This is a genomic window from Streptococcus oralis (assembly GCF_001075875.1).
Lineage (GTDB): Bacteria > Bacillota > Bacilli > Lactobacillales > Streptococcaceae > Streptococcus > Streptococcus oralis_I.
On sequence record NZ_JUOS01000029.1, the window covers coordinates 39,210 to 50,820 of the forward strand.

The window sequence follows — 11,611 nt, forward strand, 5'->3', positions numbered from 1 at the left end:
ATATAACAACATAAAATACACTAAGTTATTTTATTGAACATATATCGTACTTTATCTATCCGACTATTTGGACGACGGGGCTGGCAAACAGGTTCACCGGTAGTAACATGGTACCCTTTTAACTCTGTTAAACAAACACTACGTCCATTTGTAAAGAAAGTTAAATCACTACGATATTCTTGAATACACCGAGCAGGGATTTCTCCACTAAGAATGACCTCATTATTTTTCAATTGAGTGTCTACGATGTTCGCACAATATTTAGGAGCATCGTTGTATGCTCGTGAAAGATATTCCTGTGGCGCATAAATTTTAAAACTAAGATATGGCTCTAACAATTCTGTTCCAGCTTTTTTTAAGACTTGTTCCAATACAATAGGAGCAAGCATCCGAAAATCTGCTGGGGTACTAACAGGGCTATAGTATAAGCCATACTTAAAACAGATTTTACAGTCCGTCACATTCCAACCATACAATCCTTGTTCACAGCCATAGCGTATCCCCTCCATAACTGCATTTTGAAACGATTGATTTAAGTATCCAAGAGAAACCGAGCTCTCATACTGTACTCCGCTCCCTAATGGAAGCGGTGCTACAGATAGACCAATGGAAGCCCAGAAAGGATTCGGTGGAACTTCGATGTGAATGGTATACTCTGCTTTTTTTAACGGTCTTTCCATATAAATGACTGTAGGCTCTTTTATTTCTATCTCCACATGATACTTTTCTTGCAGCAGAGCACAAGTCACTTCCATTTGTACTTTCCCTAAGAAAGAAAGTATGATTTCATGTGTCGCAGAATCCACATAATATCGCAGAAGCGGGTCACTGTCGGAGATTTCTAAAAGTGCATCAAGTAACATTTCCCTTTGTTGAGGTTTGCTCGGTTCAACAGTCGTTTGCAGCAGAGGGAGGGGATTTTCAATTCTCTCTCTCTGTGGCAATAGCTTTGTATCTCCAAGAACACTATTTAACTTCAAAAACTCATTCTGCAAAATAACAATTTCCCCGGAATAAGCCTTATCGATTTTACATAATTCACCATTTATTGAAGTATACATTTCTGTAATTTTTATTTTTTCCTTTTCCGATATTCTAACCGAATCTCGCAAATGCAGTACGCCACTATAAAGACGTATATATGCAAGACGCTGTCTTTTTTCCGAATACTCAATTTTGAAAACTTTTCCGCAAAGTTCAGACTGACCTCGATGTGTTGATGAATAAAATTTATTCGTAATCACTTCTATAAGGTTATCAATCCCTATATTGTTTTTTGCACTTCCGTGATAAACAGGGAACAGGGAACAATTATGAAATCTTATGCTTTCCTCTTGTTCGAGTTCTAATGCTTCCAATAATTTCCCAGACGTATATTTCTCCAAAAGGTAATCATTTCCTTCTATTACCATATCCCATTGTTCAGATTCGGTAAAGTTCATTACACGCATATTAGGATGCAGTTCTACCTTCTGTTTGATTACAATTTCCGCAGAAAGTTTCTCTTTAATATCCTGATAAACCGTTGATAAATCAATTCCATTTTGGTCAATCTTATTGATAAAAAAGATTGTGGGAATACCTATTTTCCTAAGTGCATGAAACAATATACGAGTTTGTGCTTGTACGCCATCTTTTGCAGAAATCAGTAGAATTGCCCCATCTAATACTGATAATGAACGATATACTTCTGCTAAAAAATCCATATGTCCTGGCGTGTCTATGATGTTTATCTTAGTATTTTTCCACTGAAAAGAGGTTATCGCCGTCTGAATTGTAATTCCTCTCTGACGTTCTAAAAGCGTATTATCCGTTTTCGTTGTACCTCTGTCCACGCTTCCTAATTCTGTAATCGCTCCACTATTATATAATAAGCTTTCTGTTAAGGTAGTTTTTCCCGCATCAACATGAGCTAAAACTCCAATATTAATAATTTTCATGTGATTTTCCTCCATTCAAAAGCCCAAAAGGGCATAAAAATCCCAGTGATAAATACTCTTATCACTGGGATTTTTATGCATAACCATAGGCATACAAAGCATACAGATATTCTCCGGATACTTTAGAATCACATGATAAAGGTATTCTTAAACTGGGTACAAAAAACTAAGCCCTCCTAAAAAAGGACATCCAATTATTTGTTCCCACTATCAAATTGACAGTTTATTTAAGAATACCTTGCCGCATATTTATTAACTCCTTTTAAATAGATACTTAAATAATAGCACGTAAGAGCATATTTGTAAAGGAATCTCCAATTTTTTATCAAAGAAAGTACGTGATTACAAAATAGCTGTAATAATGTACCAATATTTGTTATTCTATAATCTTCCAATTACTCCCGTTCTTTTCAAGTACCAAATCAAATTGAGATACCTGCGTTGCTTTGGTCTGCTGGTCGATATACTCCACTGTCAGCGATACCGTGACTTGATTATCCTTACGATTGTGAATAGGATTTACCAGTTCTTGAAAGATGTACTCTTTTCCGATTGGTTTTAATATCCCGTCATTCACATAGTAGGAAAGTTCACTGGCTGTCGCTGTAGGATAGAGCTTGAAGAACGTCGTTAAAAACTCATTGATTTCATTGGTTGTAATGGAATCAACCGTCCCCTCACTTTCAATGGCTTTTGGTTTATAACTTGATTTCTTAGGTATGTTGGTAATGGTCGGATTCTTAACCAGTACCATATTTCCAGAACCATCTACATAGACACTCACTATATAAGCAGAGTGGACGGTCTTTGTATTTTCTCCCTCTGTAATGAGCTGGTCTACACTGTAGGTTACATTAAACTCATTGTCGCCAGTTGGCTCTACCGTCCATATCTGAAATCCTCTTACAGAAGACGATACAGGAATATCTTTGCGTACTGTATCAACATTGAGAGCTTGAAGTTCATCTGTCAGATAGCCTTTTAGACTTTCCATTCGATTATCAATGGACTTATCGGATTGCTCCCATGAATAGTAGACTTTCGCAAAGTTCTCTACAAAATTTTCTACATGATGAGTATCAACGTATTCCTTTTCTATGATAGTTGTTTCGTGAATAGTATGAGTATCTATAGCTGTAAAGTGCTTGAATATCGCAAAGCTGAAACTAAGCCCTAAAAGTACCCACAAGGCAATCACAACCTTTTTATGAGGATTGACCTTATAGTAGACACGAGGTTTCTTTTCCTTTGGTATCTGTTTTTCTTTATTCTGATTTTTTCTAAATTTCATCATTAAATCTTCCTTTCTCATTGTTTGATTCGTCCTGCTCCCACTAAATGCTGTTGCCAGTAGGGGCTTGTTAAGTCGGCATAACCGATTGGGTCGCCTGCATGAAACATACGGTTATTGCCAAGGTATATCCCAACATGAGTAATATAAGAGCCAGCGTTATAGGTAGAATGAAAGAAAACCAAATCGCCAGCTTGTGCTTCCGATAGTGGGATATGCTGGGTCACATCATATTGCTGTTGTGCGGTTCGTGGTAAGTTAATTCCAGCTTTTCCATACGTCCATTGTGTCAGTCCGCTACAATCAAAAGAAGTAGTCGGGGAAGCTCCACCGTAAACGTATCGCCAGCCCTCATATTTCAGTGCTTCGTCCATGATGGCTTGTACCGTATCATCATCAAACTCTGTTGTGACAAGATACTGCGTTACCAGTTGCACATAAAACATATTGCCATAGTTGTATCGCCAGCCCCCATTGATAGGTATGGCTATGGGATTGGGGTAAGACACTTTTTCGCCACCTGAATACTCTTTTGAGAAACTTTGAGCCAGTTCAAAGGTATATTTATTTCCACGATTAGCCACATACCCTAAGAAACCACCACCATAATTGTAGGACTGGATAACCGATTCTAAATCTACACTGAGCCTTTCGCTACTGGCTAATAATTCACTGAAATACTTCACACCTTGCTTAATGGATTCTTCTGTACTCAATGAATTAGGTGGAAGACCGAGGGATTCCGAGGACTGCATAACATCTTCCGCAGTACCGCCCGATTCCACCTGTATAATCGCAAGAAGTATGTTGACATATTCTTCAACGCCATATTCTTTGGCATATTTTTCTACCATAGGCTTATGAGCCAGCACTTCTGCGGAAACATTCACACCTCCATAATGAATATTGGAAATTCCGCTGTCCTGTTCATCTGAAAATAAAATGGCAACAAACAGAAGCAGTGAGAAGACCATCAAGAATAATCCAGAACCACCAATCACTAAAGTTTTCAACTTCATGGTTTCTTACCGACTTTCTTAATGGTGGCGGTTTTGATTGGTGGTCTACTTCTTGTATTTTGTAGTGGTACTCTTTGAACAGTAGACGGACGTTCTTTTGTGATTGGACGTTGTGAAGTTCTATCTGCTGTAGTGGTTGAAGTTGCTGGCTTTTGAACGGTTTTTTCTTGAACGGTATTGCCTTGGCGTTCCACTTTTGGACTTGAAAAATCGGACTTAACTGCTGGACGCTCTTGTTTGGCTTGTTGAGATTCCTTATATGAAGTCTGAATATTAGACTGTTTTGAGGTCTGTTCATCATGATATTGTTCTTGTCTTGTAGTCGGTCTTTCATGAACAGAAGAAGCAGGCTGTTTTTTCTGTTTGACCTGTTCCATTTCAGAGCGACGCTTCGCAATGGTTTTTCGCCTTTGTTCCTGCTGTTCCTTGCGTCCACTGGCTCTGTCCGCTTTGGTTTGAGAAATACTACTGGTTAAATCACGGACATTCTCTTTTACTTTGGATTTTCCTTGATATACTGCATATCTTGCATTGGTCGGCAAATCTTTAACCTGTTCTTTCAAACCACTAGCAGTGTCTACCATTCTGTCTTTGGTATCAGCTACTGTACCGATGGTTTGACCGATACGTTTTCCAAGTGTTGATTTTTCCTTTCCGTCTGGTCGGGAGTGATCTGCTTGTGTCCTTGCAGAACTCCCCGAACCCGACTGTCCTTTTTTACCTGTAACAATGGCAGACCCAGCCCCTAGAGTAGTCATGGAACGTCCAAGTTTCCGCTGTAGACGGTGCATGTGAGCGTGCATAAGCATACGAGGTTTTCTCATCACACGACTTCCCACACTTTGAGAATCGTTACTCTGTAGAGAAAACATACTCATTAAATCGCCCAGCTTGAAGTAGATTCCTGCAAAGGTCACAATCTGTAGAAAAGCAATCAAAAAGAACGGATAACCAGCCGATAAGGTATAGAGCATGGTTGAAATACTAAATGCTGTCGTAATAATCAATGTGATTCCAGCTCGTGTCAAAATGGTATTAAAGAGCTTTGTTATGGCTCGTTTTGACATACCATCAAATGATGGAATCATGCTTAAAATAAAGCTCACAGGCAGAAACATAGCATAGATGATAAAAAGTACCTGCGAGAAAATCATGATTCCTGTTAATAGGAATACAAATATGGAAATCCCAATATTGAAGACAAATAGGAAGAAGACTGTACCTAAACGGTTAATGGTCTTTGTAATGGTTAGATTGGTATTGCTTCTGTCTTCAATTTCTTCCGCAACAATTTTTTCTCTGTCTTCGCCATTGTTGGAATCTGGGCTGGTGGAGAGCAGGCTTTCCACACGGTCAATACCGATACTTTCAATGTCTGAACTGTTGTATTGAAGCAGTAGCCACGGTTGCTGAACCTGTATGGAAAACAGGCTATCTCTGATTAAGTCCACGCTGTCCTTGCCTTGACTATCGGAATGGGGCATGACAATCTTCGTGCCAAGTGATAAACTGGCATTACTGATGTCTGATGAAAAGTCATTGATTTTTTTAATGTAGTCGGGAGCGTAGGCAATAAAGGAAGCCGATAGGATAAACACCAGCACAAAATTCATAATGGCATGAATTGCCTTTGTGGTTTCTCTCTTTATCAGTCCCGTATAGGCAACATAAACCCCAAGAACCAAAATCAAGAGTAAGAGGAATCCAACATAGAAACCCTCTGTTGAAAATCCGTTTGCACTCACACCAGCTAAGGTCTGCATATTCTTACCAATGGAATCTGCTGTAGCGGAAATGAAGTCTAAGGAATAGGCTTCCTGTACTAAGTAACCTGTCGCATTGGAAACATACAAACTGATTGTCCAAATAAAATTGGTAATGGCATATAGTCCATACATGACCTGTTTTCCAATCCCGTCCGACCAGTTCCACGGAAGCCAGCCCCAGCTATTATCCACATAAAAATCCAGTTGATAGTTTTCAAGTGGGTATCGGCTGTATTCATTTGCCACATTGACCGTATCATCTACCAAGCCCGCAGCTTGAACCACCGTTCCCAGCATGGCTAAAAGAAAAATGGCAATCACAAGTGTGAAAGCCACTGTCATTGCCACTTTACCTAGACGTTTCAGCGTCCAGTTTGATTTTATTCTGTTTACTATTGATGGTTTCACATTTACACCTCTTTTCGCACAGGTGGTCTGGTATCAAAGGCATGGAGCAGTTCTTCAAATACAGGGTGGAACTGTATCACACCGACACGACCATATAAATCACTGATAAGGCATTGCCCGTTTTCCAAATCACGCAATCGCTTCTGATTGTTTTCGTCCTCTGGGTCTACACCAAAAAAGGCTAAGGTCTTTTTAATCTCGTTAAGGTCAGTGGAACGAAATGCAAATTTTAAGCCGAGGTTATTTTTCAGTTTTTCATCTAAGAGGTCGTCTGTATTTTGGGTCACGAAATATACCCCAGCGTTCATAGCACGACCAGCCCGAACCAGCTTCATAGATAGTGTTTTTCCTTGTGCTACCTGTAAAAAGCTCCATGCTTCGTCTAAATCTACAATCTTGAAAATGCTTCGGTCTGTATGGATAAAGTCTAAAGCAAAGGTACTAATGACAATCAGCATAGCAACGGATAAAAGCTCCATAGTGGTATATTCCTCAAAGGAAGTTTCCTTGTCGGGAAGTACCAAGTCCGCAACCTGTATAATGTTCAGTTGTTTTTCTAAGCTGATAGACTGCTCCACATAACCATTACTGAATAATAAATGTGCAAAGTCATAGTCTGTAAAACTTTCGATATGGTCGGCTATACTGGTACTTAGTGGCGTATTCTCAACCCGTAATTCCTCAATCACTTTCATCAACCCTCGTACTTCACTATTGGTTACTGCACGAATGGCTTTTCTAAGGATTGGGAAGCGTTCCCCATCACGAGAGGAAATCCCCGTAAGGAATGTCAGAATATCAATAGCCAGTGATTCAGAATCTTTGGGATTTTTCATAATCACATAAGGGTCAAGTAAGCCTTTGTTTTTCTCATCAGAAGTCAGAGTGACGATATTGATTTCATGGGAAATCTCTGGCAAGGTTTCTTTCCATCTGCCACGTTCTGCTTTTGGGTCTACAATCACTGCTTGTGCCCCATAAAGCACCGCATAATAGACGATAAGGTTATTCGCAAAGGATTTACCACCACCCAGCGAACCAACAAAAGCCGACGCTAACGCATTGGTTACTGAACCCTTAACCCCTTGACTGGCAAGAGCAGGTTTCAGATAGACATTGCGTCCAGTATCTAAGCTGTAGCCAACATAAATTCCCTCATTTTCCCCCAGCATTTGAGTAGCACCAAAACCTAAACCAGCGAGGAAATCAGAGGTCACGTATTGAATATAATCATTCATATAACGCTTGCTGGCAGGTAAAAATTCTTCATGTAAGCCGAGCATATCCCCAAATGGTCGTACCAGTTTTACGCTTAAATCGTCATAAAAATCTTTCACTTCATTACAACGACGTTTGAGTTCGTCAAGATCATTTGCTGATACCCTTACCACATAAGACAGCTTGTACATAGATTCCTTGCTTTGGTCTAAATTGGTTTCCAGCTCATTCACACTTTCCAGAGCTTCCGCCACATTGGAGCTGGTTTCATTATCACTTTGCCAAGCGTGGTTATCCAAGTCTTTCAGTTCTTTCTTTTTATTGCGGACAGTAGATAGGGCTTTACGATTCGCTACAATTTCCACATTCATTGACGTATCAATCGGGAATGTAAATTGCTGTTGCTGGTAGTAGAAGATTTCAGAGGACGGGAAGTCCAGTTCTCCGACAATGCTGTTAATGGTAAAGTAAGCTACATAGACGGTTTCATCTTCCTGCTGGATTTTCAAATATCGCTGTTTTTCTTCCACCAAACAGCGAGTAGGCTTAATCAAGTCATAGTATTTAATCAGCGTTTCATTATCCAGCTTTTTCTTTGATAGATGGTACTCATACTCTTCATAGGCAGTGCCTGTCTGTCCGTAAAGGTGTTCAATCAGATAGCCGAAGTCGTCCTTATCTAACCTGCGGATTTTGAAACGACGAGAGATTTTATTTTCTAAGAGCTTTTCCATCTTCTGAAAACGCAGGATTTCATCATTACTCATACTAACAAAATCGCCCATCAGCTTATGGTTCACATCATAGACAAAATCAGACAAAGCATTTTTTGCTTCAACGGTAAGACTTTTCATAGAAAACTCCTGATCGTTGAGAAGCAACTTAAAGCCGATAAAGAAACGGTAGTTCACTTGATTTTCGCCAATCATGGATATTAAAGCGTCTGTCTGTTGGTCGATTTTGTCATAGGCAACCGCTTTGAGCTTGCCAGTGACTTCATTTTTGGAACGCTCTTGTGCAGAACGTATGCTGGATTCTGTACTGATTTGTAAAGCATGAATTTTGCCATCACGATTTTGTGCGATAAGCTGTCTGAAAGAATCATGCACTTGTATTTTCTGTTCTGGACTTAGAAATGAGTAATTGTAAGGAACAAGCTCATAGTAAGCATAACATTCCCCGTCTTTATTCCAGACGAGATTGTTTTCAATGTATTTAATTGGATATGCCATAAAATTCACTCCTAACTGCTGTAATGGCTTCTTGTGGCTGGTTTCTGCCAAGCGTTACTTTTTTTCCTGCATAGGTCAGCTTTGGTCGCAGTGCATAAGCAATGACAGACTTCAAAAATCCATAAGGCTTTTTACCATCAAAAGTTTTTGTAGACATAAACCATGTGAAAGCCACAGGAATCCCAAAGTATTTGAGAAATGCTCCCTCTATCATGGAAAGAGGGGGCAAGTTGCCAAGTATCATCACTGCAAAGAGTGACACGACAAACCATGTCATTTGCGTAAAGGTTATGGGAAACGGAAGTCTAAAATCATTGATAGAATACAGTACCTTTTCCACAGACCAGATACTGGTATAGCTTCGTATTTTCTTCATGTAATCAATCCTTTCATAAAAAATAGGGGTAGCTGATTGAGCCACCCCGTAAAATAGAAAATCTGCCAGTAGTAATGTACCGACAGATTTAATAGACGATTTCAAAAATCCCATGATTGGTTGAGATAAACGTTCCTGAAAGGTCTAAATCCCGACCATAGGCTTGATAATCAATATAGTTTTGAAGACTAGCTGGTACTTCGCCTAAAGCACCCGTTTCTTCAATGTAGTAGCGTGCCACGTCATACATATCATCACAATCGGAATGAATGATAATATCCTCTTGATGTTCGCTTAGTTCTTCAATGCTTGAAAAATGAGTGAGCAGAGCAGATAGCTCCGATTGTAATTCTTCGGGTAATTCCGATACCATTTCCCATAGTCGATTGAGTTCGCCAATGGAAGTGTATTCGTCAACCGTAAAGGGTAACTCGTAGTCATGAATGGCGTATTCCTCATATTCATCATTCAAGCCGATTTTCTCTTTGACTTCCTCAAAGTCAATGGGAAAGGTAAACCACGCACCGACCAATTCGCCCTCATTGTATTTGCCTAAATTCGCAATATAGACTTGCATATCGTCCATATATTCACGTCCTTTCTTTGTAGAGATTCAAAAATCCCTACCGCACTTCGTTTGGTGTACCATTCCTTTGCGGAACATAAGAAAACCACTTATATTCCACAAAAGAACGGTTTTATTTAAGCACCAATAATGCGATTGAATAGCTCTAGTAAAATGTCTTTTACTCCAGCAGCGTTGAAGACTAAGCCAACCGCAATAATCGCAATAATTAAAAAGCCAATCAGTTTGCTAAACTCACGCTTGAAGCCAAGATACAAGCCAATCACAACGATTGCTAAAAGCACCAGTGATTGAGCGTTTGATAGAAACCAGTTATAAAGGTTTTGTCCAAAATTCATAAAAATGTTCTCCTCTCTATATTCAATGAATTTGTATTTGAGTTATTTTTTTGTTGTTATCACGTCCTGTTCTTTTACTGACTGTTGCTTCAAAATCTGCTTGTGTCGGTCTGTCAGTTTCGCATGGTCGAGAATGTCTTTTACAACCTGCGTCTGGTTGATTTCATCAAGTTTAATCGCAACCTTTAAGGTCGGGGCAACTTGATGAGATAGCCAGTTCAGCGTCCTTTGGAAGGAGTAAGGCTCTGGTTTTGTGGTTAGTTTTAATCGTTCACGATTGTTCCCAATAAACCAAGCCCATTCTTCATTCAGTTTCCAATCAGAACGAGGTTTGGAATCGTCTTTATCTACAAAACGGATATACCGATTGATAATTTTAAAGGCGGTATGCTCTGGATTGTCATAGACGAGTAAATCACGGACTGCATAATAGGCACGCTCATTTTTCAATCGAATCTCAAAACGGTTTTTTACTTCTGCGTCTTCAATGGGAATATCATTTTTCTTGTACTGCTCGTAGTCCTTTTCATAGATACAGAAATAAACTTCACTTTGTAATGAACCGATATAGAGGGTGTTTCCCATACATTCCTTTTCCTCTTTGCGTACCAGTTCGCCACTGCGATAGCTTTTAAAACTGCGGAAGACGGAGATACATTCTTCCTGTTGGCACTTTTCAGTGAGTACAGGGATATTCAAAATCCCTGTCTTATCGTTAATGGCAAGGTCAAGGCGTTTCATCACACCGCCAGCCACCAAAACGTCCATAAAGAACTCATACCAGCTTCTTTGTTGTGCCAGAAGATAGCTTTCAAATTGTCTGCACCCACGACCTTTCAATTCCACCAGAACTCCTTTGTCCAGTTCATGGGAGCAAAGGACGAATATGTCGCCTAAAGCATAATGCTCTGAATAAGAATAGAAACCATAGTCCTCATGAAGAAAATAGGACAGTTTCAGTTGTAAGATGTTTTCGACCACCTGCTGTACGTCTGTTGTCGGAAAGCGAATCCTTACATAATCAAACAGCATTTCAAGGGGAGCGTCGGGATTGAAGCGTTCCAGAGCTTCCCAAAGGGACTGCTGTAAATCCTCTGATGGCTTGACTTTTCCTGTTTCAATATCGCTTAGATACTGCCTTGTAATACCAGTCGCAACAGCTAAACGGTTTTGAGATAGTCCATAAGCCAAGCGTTTTTCTTTTAAATGCTGTAACCAAGTTTGTTCATTCAGTAAAAATCCCTCCAATCAAAAAGGCGTATGTCAACTTTTAAAGCCCATTTGACATACGCTGAAATTTTGTAAATCCCTTGTAACCAAAGGATTTTCTAATGTTTTTTTGACTGTTTCCTGTCGATTTGTACCCCCCTGTTAGATATAGTGGGAAAATCTTAAAAAAAGCCCTTTAAAATAAGGCTTTTTAGATACTTATTTATT

General features: G+C 39.5%; 10 protein-coding genes and 1 pseudogene. All 11 read right to left on the bottom strand.

What is annotated here, in order from left to right; translation table 11 throughout:
- Positions 1-20: 20 nt before the first annotated feature.
- The 11 genes and pseudogenes from tet(M) to ADM33_RS10760 all read right to left on the bottom strand — a co-directional run bounded on the left by tet(M) (position 21) and on the right by ADM33_RS10760 (position 11,564).
- Entirely contained in the window at positions 21-1,940 is a 1,920-nt protein-coding gene (gene tet(M) / locus ADM33_RS01970; RefSeq protein ID WP_002414694.1) for a tetracycline resistance ribosomal protection protein Tet(M), read from the bottom strand.
- A gap of 15 nt (positions 1,941-1,955) precedes the next feature.
- Positions 1,956-2,003 (bottom strand): annotated as a pseudogene (locus ADM33_RS11880) (hypothetical protein); the annotation flags it as partial.
- A gap of 313 nt (positions 2,004-2,316) precedes the next feature.
- The gene (locus tag ADM33_RS01975) at positions 2,317-3,252 is read right to left on the bottom strand and encodes a conjugal transfer protein (protein ID WP_001224320.1); all 936 of its coding nucleotides are present in this window, start codon (positions 3,250-3,252) and stop codon (positions 2,317-2,319) included.
- Complete coding sequence (locus ADM33_RS01980) at positions 3,249-4,250, bottom strand: lysozyme family protein (protein ID WP_000769868.1); 1,002 nt, start codon at positions 4,248-4,250, stop codon at positions 3,249-3,251. Before ADM33_RS01980 ends, ADM33_RS01975 begins: the two co-directional genes overlap by 4 nt.
- The gene (locus ADM33_RS01985; RefSeq protein WP_000804748.1) at positions 4,247-6,424 is read right to left on the bottom strand and encodes a CD3337/EF1877 family mobilome membrane protein; all 2,178 of its coding nucleotides are present in this window, start codon (positions 6,422-6,424) and stop codon (positions 4,247-4,249) included. The genes ADM33_RS01980 and ADM33_RS01985 overlap by 4 nt, the downstream gene beginning before the upstream one ends.
- Positions 6,425-6,426: 2 nt before the next feature.
- Positions 6,427-8,874: an ATP-binding protein gene (locus ADM33_RS01990; protein WP_000331160.1), complete on the bottom strand. Its 2,448-nt coding sequence runs from the start codon at positions 8,872-8,874 to the stop codon at positions 6,427-6,429.
- A complete protein-coding gene (locus ADM33_RS01995) occupies positions 8,858-9,250 on the bottom strand; it encodes a conjugal transfer protein (protein WP_000723888.1) in 393 nt (130 codons plus the stop codon). The genes ADM33_RS01990 and ADM33_RS01995 overlap by 17 nt, the downstream gene beginning before the upstream one ends.
- 88 nt (positions 9,251-9,338) lie before the next feature.
- Positions 9,339-9,836, bottom strand: a complete 498-nt coding sequence (locus ADM33_RS02000; protein WP_000342539.1) for an antirestriction protein ArdA — start codon at positions 9,834-9,836, stop codon at positions 9,339-9,341.
- A gap of 116 nt (positions 9,837-9,952) precedes the next feature.
- Positions 9,953-10,174 (bottom strand): hypothetical protein, encoded by a 222-nt coding sequence (locus ADM33_RS02005; RefSeq protein ID WP_001009056.1) that lies wholly within the window; start codon positions 10,172-10,174, stop codon positions 9,953-9,955.
- A 42-nt stretch (positions 10,175-10,216) separates the two neighbouring features.
- Entirely contained in the window at positions 10,217-11,422 is a 1,206-nt protein-coding gene (gene mobT / locus ADM33_RS02010) for a MobT family relaxase (protein ID WP_000398284.1), read from the bottom strand.
- 22 nt (positions 11,423-11,444) lie between these two features.
- Positions 11,445-11,564, bottom strand: a complete 120-nt coding sequence (locus ADM33_RS10760) for a conjugal transfer protein (protein ID WP_080982676.1) — start codon at positions 11,562-11,564, stop codon at positions 11,445-11,447.
- Positions 11,565-11,611: the final 47 nt, after the last annotated feature.